The sequence below is a fragment of the Paracoccus sp. TOH genome (assembly GCF_030388245.1).
GTDB lineage: Bacteria > Pseudomonadota > Alphaproteobacteria > Rhodobacterales > Rhodobacteraceae > Paracoccus > Paracoccus simplex.
Map to the genome: position 1 here is coordinate 944,744 of NZ_CP098361.1, position 16,032 is coordinate 960,775.

At 68.5% G+C, this 16,032-nt stretch carries 19 protein-coding genes and 1 tRNA gene; 12 read left to right on the plus strand and 8 right to left on the minus strand.

What is annotated here, in order from left to right:
• Positions 1-118 precede the first annotated feature (118 nt).
• Positions 119-541 carry a nucleoside-diphosphate kinase gene (gene ndk / locus NBE95_RS15265; RefSeq protein WP_289895082.1) on the plus strand — a complete coding sequence of 141 codons (423 nt, stop codon included), beginning with the start codon at positions 119-121 and terminating at the stop codon, positions 539-541.
• A gap of 119 nt (positions 542-660) precedes the next feature.
• Here the strand turns inward: ndk and NBE95_RS15270 are convergent, their stop codons facing one another.
• The 5 genes from NBE95_RS15270 to NBE95_RS15290 all read right to left on the minus strand — a co-directional run bounded on the left by NBE95_RS15270 (position 661) and on the right by NBE95_RS15290 (position 4,831).
• On the minus strand, positions 661-1,869 hold the full coding sequence (locus NBE95_RS15270; RefSeq protein WP_289895083.1) for a cytochrome b/b6 domain-containing protein: 1,209 nt from the start codon (positions 1,867-1,869) through the stop codon (positions 661-663).
• Complete coding sequence (locus tag NBE95_RS15275; protein ID WP_289895084.1) at positions 1,866-2,444, minus strand: thymidine kinase; 579 nt, start codon at positions 2,442-2,444, stop codon at positions 1,866-1,868. The genes NBE95_RS15270 and NBE95_RS15275 overlap by 4 nt, the downstream gene beginning before the upstream one ends.
• 83 nt (positions 2,445-2,527) lie before the next feature.
• Positions 2,528-3,970 carry a DEAD/DEAH box helicase gene (locus tag NBE95_RS15280; RefSeq protein WP_289895085.1) on the minus strand — a complete coding sequence of 481 codons (1,443 nt, stop codon included), beginning with the start codon at positions 3,968-3,970 and terminating at the stop codon, positions 2,528-2,530.
• Positions 3,971-4,152: 182 nt separating this feature from the next.
• Complete coding sequence (dtd, locus tag NBE95_RS15285) at positions 4,153-4,602, minus strand: D-aminoacyl-tRNA deacylase (RefSeq protein WP_289895086.1); 450 nt, start codon at positions 4,600-4,602, stop codon at positions 4,153-4,155.
• A gap of 1 nt (position 4,603) precedes the next feature.
• Positions 4,604-4,831, minus strand: coding sequence for a hypothetical protein (locus NBE95_RS15290; protein WP_289895087.1), 228 nt, complete (start codon positions 4,829-4,831; stop codon positions 4,604-4,606).
• 93 nt (positions 4,832-4,924) lie between these two features.
• Between NBE95_RS15290 and NBE95_RS15295 the strand changes: the two genes are divergently transcribed.
• Positions 4,925-5,176, plus strand: coding sequence for a DUF2312 domain-containing protein (locus tag NBE95_RS15295; RefSeq protein ID WP_289895088.1), 252 nt, complete (start codon positions 4,925-4,927; stop codon positions 5,174-5,176).
• 68 nt (positions 5,177-5,244) lie between these two features.
• On the opposite strand, the gene NBE95_RS15300 is transcribed toward NBE95_RS15295, so the two are convergent.
• Positions 5,245-6,120 carry a hypothetical protein gene (locus NBE95_RS15300; protein WP_289895089.1) on the minus strand — a complete coding sequence of 292 codons (876 nt, stop codon included), beginning with the start codon at positions 6,118-6,120 and terminating at the stop codon, positions 5,245-5,247.
• A gap of 312 nt (positions 6,121-6,432) precedes the next feature.
• Here NBE95_RS15300 and NBE95_RS15305 point away from each other — a divergent pair, with 312 nt between their 5' ends.
• Positions 6,433-7,311 carry a LuxR family transcriptional regulator gene (locus NBE95_RS15305; protein WP_289895090.1) on the plus strand — a complete coding sequence of 293 codons (879 nt, stop codon included), beginning with the start codon at positions 6,433-6,435 and terminating at the stop codon, positions 7,309-7,311.
• A 318-nt stretch (positions 7,312-7,629) separates the two neighbouring features.
• Here NBE95_RS15305 and tsf read toward each other — a convergent pair whose 3' ends face one another.
• Together tsf and rpsB are read right to left on the minus strand one after the other, a co-directional pair.
• Positions 7,630-8,541 carry a translation elongation factor Ts gene (tsf, locus tag NBE95_RS15310; RefSeq protein WP_289895091.1) on the minus strand — a complete coding sequence of 304 codons (912 nt, stop codon included), beginning with the start codon at positions 8,539-8,541 and terminating at the stop codon, positions 7,630-7,632.
• A gap of 109 nt (positions 8,542-8,650) precedes the next feature.
• Positions 8,651-9,430 (minus strand): 30S ribosomal protein S2, encoded by a 780-nt coding sequence (gene rpsB, locus NBE95_RS15315; RefSeq protein WP_289895092.1) that lies wholly within the window; start codon positions 9,428-9,430, stop codon positions 8,651-8,653.
• Between the two features lie 354 nt (positions 9,431-9,784).
• Here rpsB and NBE95_RS15320 point away from each other — a divergent pair, with 354 nt between their 5' ends.
• The 9 genes from NBE95_RS15320 to NBE95_RS15360 all read left to right on the plus strand — a co-directional run bounded on the left by NBE95_RS15320 (position 9,785) and on the right by NBE95_RS15360 (position 16,029).
• Positions 9,785-10,192 (plus strand): response regulator, encoded by a 408-nt coding sequence (locus NBE95_RS15320; RefSeq protein WP_289895093.1) that lies wholly within the window; start codon positions 9,785-9,787, stop codon positions 10,190-10,192.
• 59 nt (positions 10,193-10,251) lie between these two features.
• Positions 10,252-10,327: transfer RNA gene (locus NBE95_RS15325), tRNA-Thr, on the plus strand.
• Between the two features lie 148 nt (positions 10,328-10,475).
• Positions 10,476-11,060, plus strand: a complete 585-nt coding sequence (locus tag NBE95_RS15330) for a d(CMP) kinase (RefSeq protein ID WP_289895094.1) — start codon at positions 10,476-10,478, stop codon at positions 11,058-11,060.
• Positions 11,057-12,136: a nitronate monooxygenase gene (locus NBE95_RS15335; RefSeq protein ID WP_289895095.1), complete on the plus strand. Its 1,080-nt coding sequence runs from the start codon at positions 11,057-11,059 to the stop codon at positions 12,134-12,136. The genes NBE95_RS15330 and NBE95_RS15335 overlap by 4 nt, the downstream gene beginning before the upstream one ends.
• A 163-nt stretch (positions 12,137-12,299) precedes the next feature.
• Positions 12,300-13,979, plus strand: coding sequence for a 30S ribosomal protein S1 (gene rpsA / locus NBE95_RS15340; protein WP_289895096.1), 1,680 nt, complete (start codon positions 12,300-12,302; stop codon positions 13,977-13,979).
• Between the two features lie 223 nt (positions 13,980-14,202).
• On the plus strand, positions 14,203-14,490 hold the full coding sequence (gene ihfB / locus NBE95_RS15345; RefSeq protein ID WP_199259836.1) for an integration host factor subunit beta: 288 nt from the start codon (positions 14,203-14,205) through the stop codon (positions 14,488-14,490).
• Positions 14,491-14,526: 36 nt separating this feature from the next.
• Positions 14,527-14,928 (plus strand): LapA family protein, encoded by a 402-nt coding sequence (locus tag NBE95_RS15350; RefSeq protein WP_289895097.1) that lies wholly within the window; start codon positions 14,527-14,529, stop codon positions 14,926-14,928.
• Positions 14,929-14,932: 4 nt separating this feature from the next.
• Positions 14,933-15,580 (plus strand): phosphoribosylanthranilate isomerase, encoded by a 648-nt coding sequence (locus tag NBE95_RS15355; protein ID WP_289895098.1) that lies wholly within the window; start codon positions 14,933-14,935, stop codon positions 15,578-15,580.
• Positions 15,577-16,029 carry a GNAT family N-acetyltransferase gene (locus tag NBE95_RS15360; RefSeq protein WP_289895099.1) on the plus strand — a complete coding sequence of 151 codons (453 nt, stop codon included), beginning with the start codon at positions 15,577-15,579 and terminating at the stop codon, positions 16,027-16,029. The genes NBE95_RS15355 and NBE95_RS15360 overlap by 4 nt, the downstream gene beginning before the upstream one ends.
• The last annotated feature ends 3 nt before the right edge of the window (positions 16,030-16,032 follow it).

Below are 16,032 nucleotides of genomic sequence, written 5' to 3' on the forward strand. Positions count from 1 at the left end.
AAGGCCCGCGTCGGGGTGCGGGCCGGGGCCGCGCCGGCTTTTCAAGCGCCGCCGCCCATGCTAACGGGGCGCGGATTTCCGGGCCATCGCGGCCGGAACAAGGAAAAGGACGACCCCCATGGCCATCGAACGCACGCTCTCGATCATCAAACCCGACGCCACCAAGCGCAACCTGACCGGCAAGATCAACGCCAAGTTCGAGGATGCCGGCCTGCGCATCGTCGCGCAGAAGCGCATCCACCTGTCGCCCGCCCAGGCCGGCCAGTTCTACATCGTCCACAAGGACCGCCCCTTCTACGGCGAGCTGGTCGAGTTCATGGCCTCGGGCCCGGTCGTGGCGCAGGTGCTGGAAGGCGAGAACGCCATCGCCAAGAACCGCGAAGTGATGGGCGCCACCAACCCGGCCAATGCCGACGAAGGCACCATCCGCAAGGAATTCGCCCTCTCGGTCGGCGAGAACTCGGTCCACGGTTCGGACGCGCCGGAAACCGCGAAAGAGGAAATCGCCTTCTTCTTCTCGGGCCTCGAACTGGTCGGCTGAGCCCCGGGGTCTTCGATCCCCACCCCCTCAACGGAAAGGCCGCCCATCGAGGCGGCCTTTTGCATCGCGCTTTCACCGTTTCCCAAATACCCGGAAAAGGCGCCCGCCGGGGCGGGCGTCTATCGCCGTTTCGCGGTCAGCTCGAAGCCGATCTCGACGCCGAAACCGACGGTGCTTTCATCGGCATAGCCGGCGCCGATGCCGAAATCGCGGCGATCGACGCGCATCTGCCCCTTCGCCTGGGCCACATCGCCCTGAAGCGTCAGCGCGAAGGGCAGGTCGGCCTCGACGGTCTGGCCGGCAATGGCCAGCCGGCCCTGCGCGACATGCGGCTGGCCCTCGGCCGGGGGCGGCAGGATCTCGGCCTCGAAACGCGCGGCGGGATGGGCGGCGGCGTTCAGGAAATCCGGGCCCTTGGCCGCGTCGCTGACAGCGCCCAGCGTCAGCGAGGCGATGTCGACATCGACCGTCACCCGCCCGGTCTGGGTTTCCGGGTTATAGGCGATGTCGGCCTGCCATTGCCCGAACTGCCCCGTGACCGCGTTCCCGGCCTGGGTGACCTCGATCTCCAGCTTGCCTTGCTCCACGACCCAATCGGATCCGGCGGTGGCCGCGGGGGCGGATGCGGCGGCTGGCGCTTCCTGCGCCTCCGGGGTGGCGGCGGGAATGAAGGCCGGCGTGATCCAGATCGCCAGCCCCACCAGGGCGGCCAGGACATGCGGCAGGAGGCCGGGCTGCGCGGCCGGGGGCTCGGGCGCGCGCTCGGGATTGCCGGCCATGCGGCGCATGGTGCCGTCGCGGTCGAGGATCGCGTGCTTCAGCGCCCCCGCGACATGCAGCAGGATCAGCCCGGCCAGCAGCCACCAGCCGAATTCGTGGAAGGCTGCGAAACGTTCCGACAGCGCTGCGTTCTCGGGGACGAAGGGCAGGCGCTGGCCGAAGGGCCAGAGGATGCGGGCAAAGCCGCCCGGCGCGGCCGAGTGCAGAAGCCAGCCCGACAACGGCATGACGACCATGCCGAGCCATAGCGCCCAATGCACCGCCTCGGCGCCGAAGCTCTCCAGCCGCCGCTCGGGGTGCAGCGGGCGCGGCTTCGGCTGGGTCAGCGCCCACAGGATGCGCAGCGCGGCCAAGGCCAGCGCCGCCATGCCCACGGTCTTGTGCACGGAATAGGCGGTGAAGATCGCCTGCAGCTGCGATTCCCCGCCCTCGGGCAGGGTGTCGGCGTAAAGCCCGATGGCGATGGCGGCCAGGATCAGCACGGCGACCGTCCAGTGGAACATGCGGGCGACCCAGCCATAGGCGCGGGCGGTGTTGCTGGCTTTCATCGGATTTCCCCCATCGCTTCGCGCCAATGCCGCCGGCAAAGCGAGACATAGGTTTCATTGCCGCCGATCTGCACCTGCGCGCCCTCGCGCAGCGCGCGGCCCTGTTCGTCCTGGCGCACGACCATGGTGGCCTTGCGGCCGCAATGGCAGATGGTGCGCACCTCGCGCAGGTCGTCGGCCAGCGCCAAAAGCGCCGCCGAGCCGGGAAACAGCCGGCCGCGGAAATCGACCCGCAGCCCGTAGCACATCACCGGCTGGCCAAGGTCGTCGGCGACGCGGGCCAGTTGCCAGACCTGCTGCTCGGTCAGGAACTGCGCCTCGTCGACGAAAATGCAGGCGACATCGCGGCCTTCGGCCTGGATCAGAGAGAAAAGGTCGGCATCGGGGGTGAAACCCAGCGCCGATTCGGCGATGCCGATGCGGCTGGCGATGCGCCCCGGGCCGGCCCGATCGTCCAGCGCCGCGGTCAGCAGCAGCGTCGCCATGCCGCGTTCGCGGTAATTGTAGGACGCCTGCAGCAACAGCGTGCTCTTGCCGGCATTCATCGTGGAATAATGAAAATAAAGCTTGGCCATGCCGGCAGATAGCCGCGCCGGGCCGGAGGTCGCAAGCCGCCGTGCGATGACGGCGGCTCACGTTTGCGCGCATCCCGGCGGGATCAGGCCCGCGGCGCCGATTTCGGCGCGCGCGAGGGCCGGCGGGCCGGGCGCTTGCGCGCCGCGCCCTGGGCCGGGCGACCGGCCGGGCCGCCGCGTTCGCGGATCTTGGCCGCCTCGAAGGGCTCCTCGCCGCCGACCACGGCGATCTTGGCCTTCATCGCCTTCTCGATGGCGCGCAGCTCGCCGATCTCGGCCGGGGCGCAGAAGGCGATGGCGCGGCCGTCGCGGCCGGCGCGGGCGGTGCGGCCGATGCGGTGCACGTAGTTTTCCGGCACGTTGGGCAGGTCGTAGTTATAGACATGCGCCACCTCGGGGATATCGAGGCCGCGCGCCGCCACGTCGGTCGCGACCAGCACCTTGGTGTCGCCGGCGCGGAAGCCGGCCAGGGCGCGCTCGCGCTGGCCCTGGCTCTTGTTGCCGTGGATCGCCGCGACCTTGTAGCCCCATTTCTCCAAAAGTTTCGACAGCTTTTCCGAACCGTGCTTGGTGCGGCCGAAGACGATGGCCAGCTCGTCCACATGCTTGGACAGGTATTCCGCCAGCAGCGTCGCCTTGTCGCCCTGATTGACGAAATGCACGCCCTGGTCGATCTTGGCCGCCGCCTGGCCGGGCGGGTTCACCGCCACGCGCAGGGGATCGTTCAGGTAGCTGTCGGCCAGCTCCTCCATCAGCTTCGGCATGGTGGCCGAGAACAGCAGCGTCTGGCGCTCGCGCGGCAGCATCTTGGCGATGCGGCGCAGCGCGTGGATGAAGCCGATGTCCAGCATCTGGTCGGCCTCGTCCAGCACCAGGTATTTGGTCTGCGACAGGTCCACGGCGCCGCGCTCGATCAGGTCGATCAGCCGGCCGGGGGTGGCGATCAGCACGTCGACGCCGCGCTCCAGCCGCTGGGTCTGCACGTTGATCGAGGCGCCACCGACGACGCGGAACTGCCGGATCGGCGTGCCGATGGCATAGTTGTCGATGTTCTCGGCGATCTGGGTCGCCAGCTCGCGGGTCGGCGCCAGGATCAGCGCGCGGCAGGTCCGGGGCTCGGGCTTGCGGCCGATGTTCAGCAGTCGGGTCAGCATCGGCAGGCCGAAGGCGGCCGTCTTGCCGGTGCCGGTCTGGGCCAGGCCCAGCAGGTCGCGGCCCTCGACGATGCCGGGGATGGATTTTTCCTGGATGGGCGAGGGGGTCTCGATCCCCAGGCCCGGCAGGTTGATCGCCACGCGCGGGTCGATGCCCATGCGGGTGAAGGGGGTGTCGATCTCGGGGATGGCGCGGCGGATGAATTTCTCTTCCGGCTCGGCGCGGTGTCGGCGGTGGTTGGTGTTGGGCTTGTCGTTGCGGACACGCGGCTTGCCGCCCTGCTGGGGGCGGGGATTGCCCGAACGGTTCGGACGGGTGGTCTCGTTGGTCATGTCGTCTTTCGGCCAGGTCGCCCGCGTATCGGCGCGCATGGCTGGGACCGTGCGAAGCGCACGGCTGGTTGCGAGGGGCGGGCGTGGATACGGTGATGCCCGCAGCCTCCCCGCGTGAATGGGAAACTGGAAAATCGGTGCCGACCTTGGCGCAGGGGCGCCGGCTACTCACGCGGCAGCGGGCGGCAACGTGTCGCAAATGAGGGTTCGGACGGCGAAAGTCAAGCGCGGTCTGCGGAATCCATCCAGATCGTCACCGGGCCGTCATTGACCAGCGACACTTTCATGTCGGCGCCGAAGGATCCGGTTTCGACCGCCAGGCCCAGATCGCGCAACGCCTCGGCAAAGCGCCGATACAGCGCCTCGCCGCGCTCGGGTGCCTCGGCCGAGGAAAAGCCGGGCCGGTTGCCGGTGCGGGTGTCGGCGGCCAGGGTGAACTGGCTCACCACCAGCACCGCGCCGCCGATATCCTGGACCGAGCGGTTCATCTTGCCGGCGTCGTCGCGGAAGATGCGCAGCTTGGCGATGCGTGCGGCCAGCTTCGCGGCGGCGTCGTCCGGGTCGCCCTGCATGGCGCAGACCAGCACCATGAGGCCCGGCCCGATGCGGCCGATGCTGCGGCCCTCGACCGCGACCTCGGCTTCCGAGACCCTCTGGATCAGCGCCCGCATGTCACTTGCCCAGCATGATGCCAAGGACGACCAGCATCAGCCCCAGGACCGAGGCCGCCAGCGCCGCCATGTTCACCGCCACGACCTTGCGCATGGCGGCGCGCATTCCGGCATCGTCGCGGATCCGCGCCTTGGCCCGCGCCGCGGTCAGGATGCACCAGGCCAGCGCGACCAGCCCGATCGCCGTCAGCGCGGTTCCGCCCCAGATCAGCCCGTCCCAGATCGTCATGTTTTCGCCTCCGTCTGCCGCTGACGGCCTAGCGGCGATTGCACCCGCCCGCAAGACCGCCTAGACCCGCGCCAAAACCCGAAGGAGCGGAACATGCAGGACGAGAATGCCTATGGCATCGCCGCCGGCGAGCTGCGTCAGTTCATCGAGCAATACGAGCAGCTCGAGGCGGAAAAGAAGGACGTGACCGAGCAGCAGAAGGAGTTGATGGCCGAGGCCAAGGCGCGCGGCTACGACACCAAGGTCATGCGCAAGGTCATCGCGCTGCGCAAGCGCGACAAGGACGACATCGCCGAGGAAGAGGCGATCCTGGAAATGTACAAGGCCGCGCTCGGCATGGCCTGACGCCGCGAAGGGCGCTTGCAGGCGGGGTCGGGCGACCGGCCCTTTTTCATGCGCGGGTTTTCATGCGCTCAGGGGGTGATGAACTCGATCCCCGGCAGGGCGGCGATCTCGGCCATGTCGGCGTCATAGGCGGCGGTGATGCGGTCGACCAGCTCCTGCGTCCAGCCCGGCAGGTTCAGCTGCACCTCGATCTGTTCGGGCAGGGCGTGCTTTTGCAGCGCGGCCGAGAAGATCCGCCGCCGGCTCTCGATGGTCAGGCGCTGTTCCTGGGCCAGGGCGTCGCGGATCATCTTGATCCCGTCCGGATGCAGGATATCGCCCAGGATCTGCAATCCCGCCTTCAGCGGCACATCGCTGGGCATGGTCGAGATGCGGCGCACCACCTCGGGCCAGATCAGCGAGGTGTCCTCGTGGCACCAGACCACGATGCGGCGGCCGGGCAGCGCGGCCAGGATGCGGCGCATGGCCGGGGCCCAACGCAGGCTCATCGGGTCGATGCCGCCCATCACCTCGGCATAGGTGCCGCTGCCTTCCTGCGCCAGCACGAAGGGGATCAGCGTGGCGGGGTTCTTCAGCGCCATGAAGAACTCGATCTCGGCGCTGGGAAACAGGTTCGCCAGCGCCGCCATCTTCTCGCCGGCATTGGCATAGAGCCCGTCGGACGAGATGGCCCGCTCGGCCTTGCCGAGGAAGGTGGGCGTGCTGCAGATGATTCGGTGCGGATCGTCCGATTCCAGGATCGCGTCCAGCATCACCTGTTCCATGTCATCCGTGGCCTGCGAGCCGTTCAGGGCGCTCAGCGCCTCGCCGAAGACCTCGCGGTGACGGTTCGGCGTGACCGGCTCGATGCCGTTGCGCAGCAGCCAGTCGCGGTTCTGCAACAAGGTCTTGACCATGCGGTAGAGATCGGTGCCGTGAACTCCGCAATGAAAGACGACCTGCATGCTGCCCGCCACTCCTGACTCGTTTTCGGCGGCACAGTAACCAGCAATGCCGGCCAGGAAAACCTCCTGGTTGAAACTCGGGACGCAAACACCAGATCCGCTGCCGATTGCCGCGAGGTCAAGCGCGCCTTTCGGGAATTTTTGCGGATTTTCAATTGTATTGTGTTTCTATCACGCTGTAGTTACCCCGGCGTCAATCGAAAGATCCGCGGCGGGATTGCATGCTGCGGGATATTCGAAAATATTATTTCAATCATTGCAGGCCACCAGCAATTTATACGAACGCATTTCGACGACCGGGGCAGGGGGAAAATGCTGAATGACATACAGACCATCCTGGCCGCGCGTTCGGCCGAGGCTGTCTGGCGGCACTATGTCGGGCGGCTGGCCGGGCTGGGCTTTCCGCATGTCTCCTATTACGGCGCCCGGCTTCTTGAAGCCTCGGGCGAGCGGATGATCGACGACAGCATCTTCCTGTCCAGCTATTCGCCGCGGCTGTTCCAGGAAATCCTCGCGCAGGGCGGGTTCGAAAGCGTGCCGATGTATCGCTGGATGACCCAGAGCACCGGCAGCGAAAGCTGGGCCTGGATGCACCGGCGGCGGCTTGCCGGCCGCCTGACCCGGCTGGAAGAGCGGATCATGGACCTGTTCGCCCGGCACGGCCATGCCTCGGGCTATGCGGTCAGCCTCAGCGACAGCGTGCAGCGGGTGCGGGCGGGGGTGCTGCTGAGCGGCGCGATCGGCATGCGCCAGGACGGGCTGGACGCGGTCTGGCGCCGTTGCGGGCAGGAGGTTGAGGCCCTGACCGGGCTGATGCATCTGCGCCTCTCGACCCTGCCCTATACGCCGCCCGAGACCATGCTGACCCTGCGCCAGCGCGAAGTGCTCGAACATATCGCCGCCGGCCGCACCACGCCCGAGATCGCCGAGATGCTGGACCTGACCCCGGCCACGGTCGAGAAGCACCTGCGGCTGGCGCGCAAGGCGCTGGGGGCCCGGACCACCGCGCAGGCGATCCTGCATGCCGCCTATCGCCGGCAGATCTTCATCGACCCGGGCGAACCCTGCAACCAGGCGGAAGGCGGCGCCCAGTCCGCCAGATCCGGCGCCGAGCCCTGGCGCTTCCTGTCCTTTGCCGAGGCGCTGCCCAGGGATCGGGTGGTGCTGGACGCCGGCGAGGGGGAGATCTGAAAACCGGCGGCGCAGGCCGTGCACCCTGCGTACACCGGGCGTACACGATCATACGCATGGGAAAGCCCGGCCCGCGCCGGTCCGGCGCAGGGACCGCAGGGGCCGCCGGCCGCATCGCATCCGCCAACCGGACTGCACCGCGAAGCCTGTCGGGCGCCGATCCGGCGCGACCTCTGGCAATGACGCGGCGATGGGCGAGGAAGGGACAGCCGGGACGAACGCGGCGCAAGCGGGACGAACGCGGCGCGAGCGCCAGGGCCCCGACATGAAAACGCCGGCCGCGAGGGCCGGCGTTCGTCAGTGCATGGCCCGGAAGGATCAGGCGCCGGCGCGGGTCTTGGCGACCTCGGCGGCGAAGTCCTCTTCCTTCTTCTCGATGCCTTCGCCGACCATCACCCGGGCATAGCCGGTGATCTCGACGCCGGCTTCTTTCGCGGCCTGCTCGACGGTCAGGTCGGGATTGACCACGAAGGGCTGGCCCAGCAGCGTGTTCTCGGCCACGAATTTCTTCATCCGGCCGGGAATGATGTTGTTCTGGATCACGGCCTCGGGCTTCGGCTTGGCCGAGGCGGCGTTCTCCTCGAGGGCCTTGGCGGTCTGCACTTCCAGCTCGCGCGCCAGCAGCGCCGGGTCCAGCGTGGCTTCCGACAGCGAGACCGGGTTGGTCGCGGCGATATGCATGGCGAACTGCTTGCCGATGGCCTGCGCCTTCTCGGCGTCGCCCTTCAGCGCGACCAGCACGCCGATCTTGCCCAGGCCATCGGCCGCGGCGTTGTGGACGTAGGAGACGACGGTATCGCCTTCCAGCAGGTGCATCCGGCGCAGGGTCATGTTCTCGCCGATGCGGGCGATGGCGTCGGTCAGCACGTCGGCGACCGGCTTGCCGTTCAGATGCGTGGCGCGCAGCACCTCGACATCGGTGGCGGTTTCCAGCGCGACCTGGGTGATCTCGCGCACCAGCTGCTGGAAATCGGCGTTCTTGGCGACGAAGTCGGTTTCCGAGTTGATCTCGACCGCGACGCCGCGGCCGGCATTCACCTGCACCCCGACCAGACCCTCGGCGGCGACGCGGTCGGCTTTCTTGGCGGCTTTCGCCAGGCCCTTGGTGCGCAGCCAGTCGATGGCGGCTTCCATGTTGCCGTCGGTCTCGGTCAGCGCCTTCTTGGCGTCCATCATGCCTGCGCCGGTCGTTTCGCGCAGCTCTTTCACCATCGCAGCGGTGATAGCCATCCGGGTGTCTCCTTGCTTTTCAATGCGTCAGGCGGGGCTTATCCCCGCCTGATGACTGTTCCGTAAATCCCCGCAGGGGGTGGCGGGCCCGTGGCGCGGGCCCCGCCGATCAGGCTTCGGCGGCTTCTTCGGTGGCCTCGCCGGCCAGCTCTTCCTCGACGCCGGCTTCCAGCGCGCCCAGGTCCACGCCGGCAGCGCCCATCTGCGCGGTCATGCCGTCCAGCGCGGCGCGCGAGGCCAGGTCGCAATACAGCGCGATGGCGCGGGCGGCGTCGTCGTTGCCCGGGATGATGTAGTCAACGCCCTTGGGCGAGCAGTTGGTGTCGACCACGGCGACGACCGGGATGCCCAGCTTCTTGGCTTCCAGGATGGCCAGGTCTTCCTTGTTCACGTCGATGACGAACAGCAGGTCGGGCAGGCCGCCCATCTCGCGGATGCCGCCCAGCGAGGCCTGCAGCTTGGCCTGCTCGCGTTCCATCTGCAGCCGTTCTTTCTTGGTCAGGCCCTCGGCGCCCGAGGACAGCGTCTCGTCGAGCGCTTTCAGGCGCTGGATCGACTGCGAGACGGTCTTCCAGTTGGTCAGCGTGCCGCCCAGCCAGCGGTGGTTCATGTAATACTGGGCCGATTTTTCGGCGGCTTCGGCGATGGCCTTCTGGGCCTGACGCTTGGTGCCGACGAACAGGACGCGGCCGCCCTTGGCGACGGTGTCGCGCACGATCTGCAGCGCCGCGTCCAGCATCGGCACGGTCTGGGTCAGGTCGAAAATGTGAATGCCGTTGCGTTCACCATAGATGAACTCGGCCATGCGGGGGTTCCAGCGCTGGGTCTGGTGGCCGTAATGAACGCCAGCTTCAAGCAGCTGACGCATGGAGAAATCGGGAAGCGCCATGTCATGTCCTTTCCGGTTTGCGCCTTGGCGGGGCTTTCAGGGGCTTACCCCAACCGGTGGACCGTCGAAGGATGTCTCCCTCCGGGGCCCGACCCCGCCTGTGAAGTGCGCGCGACATAGTCCCTTCCGGCAGAGAATGCAAGCACTTTGGCGCGAAGGCCGCCGCGGCGCCCGGCCCGCGCCGGGCAGGGTCGGACGGAAACCGGAATCCGTTGCCCGTCAACCTGGCCTTAACCTCTCTGCGCCATGCTGGCGCCGGAACGGGGGATACCAGCCGGAGATATGCCGCATGAGTGCAGGAAGATCCAGAGACAAGCGCCGGATTCGCGGCCCGAGGCACGGGCCGGGGCGGACGTGGACGCGGACGTGGACGCGGGCGTGGACGCGGGCGCGGGCATGGCGCTGACGGTGCTGGTCCTGCATGCCAGCGCCGATCTGCGCGAACGCACCGCGGGGGCGCTGCGCCAGGCGGGCATGGCGGTCGCGCTTTCCGGCGACGGCAGCGAGGGGCTGGCGCTGCTGCAGGACCGCCGGGTCGATGCGATCATCACCGGGATCGCCTTGCCCGGGCTGGACGGCTTCGGCTTCATCGAGGCGGTGCGGCGGCAGGAGCGATTGCGGGCGGTGCCGATTCTGGTGCTTTCGACGGCGACGCTGCCGGAGCTGAAAAGCCGGGCGCGCAATGCCGGCGCCGCCGGCTGGCTGCCGCAGCCTTTCGACGCGCGCCAGCTGGTGGCGAGCGTCCGGGCGGTCACCGGATGAGGGCGGCGGCCAGCCCGCGCTTGCGCCCGCCCGCTCCAGAGGCTATCGGAATGGAAAAGGCCGGTTTAGCTCAGCTGGTAGAGCAGCTGATTTGTAATCAGAAGGTCGCGGGTTCGATTCCTGCAACCGGCACCATGATCCAGCAAGGCGGGCCGTCGTCCGGGGCTGGCAGCCGGCATCGCTTCCGGCCCGCGACGATCCGGGCCGCAAGGGCCTGCCGGGCCGGTGCCGCCCAAGTCGAAATCGCCCGAGTCGAAAACGCCCGCGCCGAAATCGAGGACCCATGCCCTTCACCATCGCCATCGACGGACCCGCGGCTTCGGGCAAGGGCACCATCGCCCGGGCGCTGGCCCGGCAGTTCGGCTTTGCCCATCTCGATACCGGGCTGCTTTACCGCGCCGTCGGTGCCAAGCGCGGCGATCCCGTGGCCGCGGCCCGCAGCCTGGCGCCCGAGGATCTGGCCCGCGACGACCTGCGCAGCGCCGAGGCCGGACAGGCCGCCAGCCGCGTCGCCGCCATCCCCGAGGTGCGGGCCGCGCTGGTCGAGTTCCAGCGCCGCTTCGCCCGCTCCGAGCCGGGGGCGGTGCTGGACGGGCGCGACATCGGCACGGTGATCTGCCCCGGGGCCGAGCTGAAGCTCTACGTCACCGCCAGCGACGAGATCCGCGCCCGCCGCCGGGCGCTGGAACTGGGCGCCGACGAGGCGCGCATCCTGGCCGAGCTGCGCGAGCGCGACGCCCGCGACGCCGCCCGCGACGTGGCGCCGATGCGTCCGGCCGCGGATGCGCTGCTGTTCGACACCAGCGAAATGAGCATCGAGGAAGCGGTGGCCCGCGCCATCGCCTGCGCCAGGGAGGCAGGGGCATGAAGAGCGTTTTTCAGTTTTCCGATCTGCGGGTGCCGGTGATCCAGGCGCCGATGGCCGGCACCGCGACGCCGCGTCTGGCCGCCGAGGTCAGCCGGGCCGGGGGCATGGGCTCGATCGGCCTCGCTGCCGCTAATCCCGCCCAGGCCGCGGCGATGATGGCCGAGACGCGCGAGCGGCTGGGCTCGGACCGCTATGGCGTCAACCTGTTCTGCCATCGCCCCGCCCAGGCCGATCCGGCGCGCGAGGCCGGCTGGCTCGACTATCTGGCGCCCGAGTTCCGTCGTTACGGCGCCGAGCCCCCGGCCCGCATCGAGGAGATCTATCGCAGCTTCCTCGACCATGACGAGATGCTGCGCGCGGTGCTGGCGGCGCGGCCGGTGCTGGTCACCTTCCATTTCGGCCTGCCCGCGGCCGAGCGCATCGCCGCGCTGCGCGGCAGCGGCGCCATGCTGGGCGCCTCTGCCACCTCGCGCGCCGAGGCGCTGGCGATCCGCGACGCCGGGCTCGACCTGATCATCGCCCAGGGCTACGAGGCCGGCGGGCATCGCGGCATCTTCGAGCCCGACGGTCCCGACGCGCGGCTGTCGACCGAGGCGCTGATGCGCGACCTGCTGGAGCTGGGCCTGCCGGTGGTCGCGGCCGGCGGCATCATGGACGGCGCCGATGCCGCGCGCTTCCTGCGGGCCGGGGCGGCGGCGGTGCAGATGGGCACGGCCTTCGTCGCCTGCCCGGAATCGGCGGCGAACGACGCCTATCGCACCCGGCTGGCGGCGGCCCGGCCCGGCGACACGGTGATGACCCGCGCCATCTCGGGTCGGCCGGCGCGCGGGCTTGCCAACCGGCTGACCGCATTGGGCGAGGCCGAGGCCGCGCCGCCGCTGCCGGACTACCCGATCACCTATGATGCCGCGAAGCGCCTGCAGGCGGTGGCGGGCGGCTCGGATTACGCGGCGCAATGGTGCGGGACCGGGGCGCCGCGTGCCCGCGCCATGCCGGCGGCCGCGCTGGTGGCCCTGCTGGCGCAGGAGATCCGGGCGCATTTCCCCGGCCTCGGCGCTTGCCAGAGCGGCGAATGAAGGCTATATCGCGCCCGTCAGGGTAAGCGATGGGGCCAGAACAGGCCGCTTCACACAGGGTCGGGCGCATGCCGCGACCCTTTGCGCTTATCCCGGCGCCTACAAAGAGACCGGCGGAGCCAACCGCATGGCCAGAAATAATCGAAAAGGAAACTGGATCTATATGTGCGCTAAAGCGACCATGGAGGAGTTCGAGGCCCTCCTGAACGAAAGCCTCGCCATCGACACGCCCGACGAGGGCTCGGTGGTCAAGGGCAAGGTCATCGCCATCGAGGCGGGCCAGGCCATCATCGACGTCGGCTACAAGATGGAAGGCCGCGTCGATCTGAAAGAATTCGCAAATCCCGGCGAAGCCCCCGCCATCGCCGTCGGCGATGAGGTCGAGGTCTATCTGGACCGCGTCGAGAACGCCCGCGGCGAGGCTTCGATCTCGCGCGAGAAGGCCCGCCGCGAAGAAGCCTGGGATCGCCTGGAAAAAGCCTATGCCGCCGAAGAGCGCGTCGAAGGCGCCATCTTCGGCCGCGTCAAGGGCGGCTTCACGGTCGATCTGGGCGGCGCTGTCGCGTTCCTGCCCGGCTCGCAAGTCGACGTCCGCCCGGTGCGCGACGCAGGCCCGCTGATGGGGCTGAAGCAGCCGTTCCAGATCCTGAAAATGGACCGCCGCCGCGGCAACATCGTCGTGTCGCGCCGCGCCATCCTGGAAGAAAGCCGCGCCGAACAGCGCGCCGAAGTCATCGCCAACCTGACCGAAGGTCAGACGGTCGAGGGCGTGGTCAAGAACATCACCGAATACGGTGCGTTCGTCGATCTGGGCGGTGTTGACGGCCTGCTGCACGTCACCGACATGGCCTGGCGCCGCGTCAACCACCCGTCCGAGATCCTGTCGATCGGCGAGACCGTGAAGGTCCAGGTCGTCAAGATCAACAAGGAAACCCACCGCATCAGCCTGGGCATGAAGCAGCTGCAGGCCGATCCGTGGGATACCGTCGGCTCGAAGTTCCCGATCGGCTCGGTCCATACCGGCCGCGTGACCAACATCACCGATTACGGCGCCTTCGTGGAGCTGGAAGCCGGTGTCGAGGGTCTGGTCCACGTCTCGGAAATGAGCTGGACCAAAAAGAACGTCCATCCCGGCAAGATCGTTTCGACCTCGCAGGAAGTCGACGTCATGGTGCTGGAAATCGACGAAGCCAAGCGCCGCGTGTCGCTGGGTCTCAAGCAGACCATGCGCAACCCGTGGGAAGTCTTTGCCGAAACCCACCCGGCCGGCACCGTCATCGAGGGCGAAGTCAAGAACATCACCGAATTCGGTCTGTTCGTCGGCCTCGAAGGCGATATCGACGGCATGGTTCACCTGTCGGACATCTCGTGGGATGCCCGCGGCGAAGACGCGATCCAGGATTTCCGCAAGGGCGATGTGGTGAAAGCCGTCGTTCAGGAAGTGGATGTCGACAAGGAACGCATCTCGCTGTCGATCAAGGCGCTGGAAAACGACCAGATGGCCGAAGCCGTCGAAGGCGTGAAGCGTGGTTCGGTCATCACCGTCACCGTGACGGCGATCGAGGATGGCGGCATCGAGGTCGAATACAACGGCATGAAGTCCTTCATCCGTCGTTCGGACCTGGCTCGCGACCGTCAGGACCAGCGCCCCGAGCGCTTCCAGGTCGGTGACCATGTCGACGTCCGCGTCACCAATATCGACACCAAGACCCGCCGTCTGGGCCTGTCGATCAAGGCCCGCGAGATCGCCGAAGAGAAGGAAGCGATCGACCAGTATGGCAGCTCGGATTCGGGCGCTTCGCTGGGCGACATCCTTGGCGCCGCGCTGAAGGGCCGCGGCTGAGGCCGCGCGCCCGGACCGGGGCAAGGCGCCCCGTCGGCTGATCCTTGCGCCCCCGGGTCGTCCCGGGGGCGCTTTTCATTGCGGATTTCCGCGTATTGCCCCATAAAGGCTTGAAAAGCACGGCAACCAAACCCGCCGCCGCGCGTTCTCGGATTGATTGCCACAACGCCCGACCTATGATCGGGGGCAGGAATTCGTTGGAACACCAGATTCAGGAAACGCAATGATCCGATCCGAACTGATCCAGAAAATCTCCGAAGAGAACCCGCACCTGTTCCAGCGCGATGTCGAGCGGATCGTGAACACCGTCTTCGAGGAGATCATCGACGCCATGGCACGCGGCGACCGGGTGGAGCTGCGCGGCTTCGGCGCCTTCTCGGTCAAGAAGCGCGACGCGCGCCAGGGCCGCAACCCCCGCACCGGCGAGGCGGTCAGCGTCGACGAAAAGCATGTGCCCTTCTTCAAGACCGGCAAGCTCTTGCGCGAGCGGTTGAACGGCGAGGCCGAATAGGCCAGATTGTCCGCGACCCATTCAGCGGAGTAAGCCATGCGCGCGATCCGGATCTTCTTCCTTGTCATTCTGGCCATCGTGCTGATTCTGCTGGCGGTGGCGAATCGCGACCTCGTCACCGTCAGCCTGCTGCCCGAGGCCTTCGCGCCCTTTGCCGGCGGGCAATGGTCGCTGACCATGCCGGCCTTTGTGGCGCTGTTCCTGGCCATGGTCTTCGGCGTGCTGGTCGGGCTGGTCTGGGAATGGCTGCGCGAGTCGCATCTGCGCGCCGAATCGAACCGCCGCGCCCAGCACCTTGCCGATCTGCAGCGCGAGGTGGGGCACCTGCGCAAGACCCATGCCGCGCCGCGCGACGAGGTTCTGGCCATCCTGGACGAGGCGCCGGCCCGCAAGCCGGCGGCGCAGCCCGCCGGCGCGAACCTGCCGGCGACCCGCTGAGCCGATGACTGTTTCCGTCAAGATCTGCGGCCTGACCGAGGCCGCCGGCCTCGCGGCGGCGGTCGAGGCCGGGGCGCGCTATGTCGGCTTCGTCTTCTTCCCGAAATCGCCGCGCCATGTCTCGCCCGAAACGGCGGCCGAGCTCGCCGCGCAGGTGCCGCTGGGCGTGGCCAAGGTGGGGCTGTTCGTGGATCCCGACGATGCGGCGCTGGATGCGGTGCTGGCGCGGGTGCCGCTGGACCTGATCCAGCTGCACGGCGCCGAGACGCCGGCCCGGGTGGCCGAGGTCAAGGCGCGCAGCGGCCTGCCGGTGATGAAGGCGGTGGGCCTGGCCGAGCCGCAGGATCTGGATGCGCTCTGGGATTACGGCCTCGTGGCCGACATGCTGCTGATCGACGCCAAGCCGCCCAGGGATGCCGTGCTGCCCGGCGGCAACGGCCTCGCGTTCGACTGGCGGCTGCTGGCCGGGCGGCAGATCCTCAAACCCTGGCTGCTGGCCGGCGGCCTGACCCCCGAGAACGTGGCCGAGGCGCTGCGCCTGACCCGCGCGCCGGGGGTCGATGTCTCCTCGGGCGTCGAAAGCGCGCCGGGCGTCAAGGATCCCGAACGCATCCGCCGCTTCATCGCCCGCGCCACGGCGCCGATCCTGTGAGCCCCGCCGTCACTTTCCGCGCGGCGCGGCGCGACGAGGTGGCCGCGGTGGTCGCCCTGCTGCGCGACGACATGCTGGGTCGGGCGCGCGAGCGCGATGACCTCGGCCCCTATCTCGCCGCCTTCGACGCCATGCAGGCCGAACCCGCGAACCAGTTGATCGTCGGCGCAATCGGCGGCGAGCTGGCCGCCTGCTACCAGATCACCTTCATCTCCGGCCTGTCGCTTTCCGCCGCCCGCCGCGCCCAGATCGAGGGCGTGCGGGTCCGCCCCGACCTGCGCGGCCAGCGGATCGGCGAGGCGCTGATCGGCGACGCCGAGGCCCGCGCCCGCGCCGCCGGCTGCCGCCTGCTGCAGTTCACCACCAACCGCAGCCGCGGCGACGCGCATCGCTTCTACGACAGGCTCGGCTTTACCCCTTCGCATATCGGATATAAGAAATCCCTCTGACGG

Excerpts from the sequence above, each read along its gene's own strand:
- tsf (WP_289895091.1), bottom strand. The coding sequence starts at position 8,541 with ATGGCTATCACCGCTGCGATGGTGAAAGAGCTGCGCGAAACGACCGGC.
- NBE95_RS15335 (WP_289895095.1), top strand. The coding sequence starts at position 11,057 with ATGAAGAGCGTTTTTCAGTTTTCCGATCTGCGGGTGCCGGTGATCCAG.
- ihfB (WP_199259836.1), top strand. The coding sequence starts at position 14,203 with ATGATCCGATCCGAACTGATCCAGAAAATCTCCGAAGAGAACCCGCAC.
- NBE95_RS15270 (WP_289895083.1), bottom strand. The coding sequence starts at position 1,869 with ATGAAAGCCAGCAACACCGCCCGCGCCTATGGCTGGGTCGCCCGCATG.
- NBE95_RS15290 (WP_289895087.1), bottom strand. The coding sequence starts at position 4,831 with ATGACGATCTGGGACGGGCTGATCTGGGGCGGAACCGCGCTGACGGCG.
- NBE95_RS15355 (WP_289895098.1), top strand. The coding sequence starts at position 14,933 with ATGACTGTTTCCGTCAAGATCTGCGGCCTGACCGAGGCCGCCGGCCTC.
- NBE95_RS15295 (WP_289895088.1), top strand. The coding sequence starts at position 4,925 with ATGCAGGACGAGAATGCCTATGGCATCGCCGCCGGCGAGCTGCGTCAG.
- NBE95_RS15275 (WP_289895084.1), bottom strand. The coding sequence starts at position 2,444 with ATGGCCAAGCTTTATTTTCATTATTCCACGATGAATGCCGGCAAGAGC.
- NBE95_RS15305 (WP_289895090.1), top strand. The coding sequence starts at position 6,433 with ATGCTGAATGACATACAGACCATCCTGGCCGCGCGTTCGGCCGAGGCT.
- NBE95_RS15300 (WP_289895089.1), bottom strand. The coding sequence starts at position 6,120 with ATGCAGGTCGTCTTTCATTGCGGAGTTCACGGCACCGATCTCTACCGC.
- NBE95_RS15280 (WP_289895085.1), bottom strand. The coding sequence starts at position 3,970 with ATGCGCGCCGATACGCGGGCGACCTGGCCGAAAGACGACATGACCAAC.
- NBE95_RS15350 (WP_289895097.1), top strand. The coding sequence starts at position 14,527 with ATGCGCGCGATCCGGATCTTCTTCCTTGTCATTCTGGCCATCGTGCTG.
- dtd (WP_289895086.1), bottom strand. The coding sequence starts at position 4,602 with ATGCGGGCGCTGATCCAGAGGGTCTCGGAAGCCGAGGTCGCGGTCGAG.
- rpsB (WP_289895092.1), bottom strand. The coding sequence starts at position 9,430 with ATGGCGCTTCCCGATTTCTCCATGCGTCAGCTGCTTGAAGCTGGCGTT.
- ndk (WP_289895082.1), top strand. The coding sequence starts at position 119 with ATGGCCATCGAACGCACGCTCTCGATCATCAAACCCGACGCCACCAAG.
- NBE95_RS15330 (WP_289895094.1), top strand. The coding sequence starts at position 10,476 with ATGCCCTTCACCATCGCCATCGACGGACCCGCGGCTTCGGGCAAGGGC.
- rpsA (WP_289895096.1), top strand. The coding sequence starts at position 12,300 with ATGTGCGCTAAAGCGACCATGGAGGAGTTCGAGGCCCTCCTGAACGAA.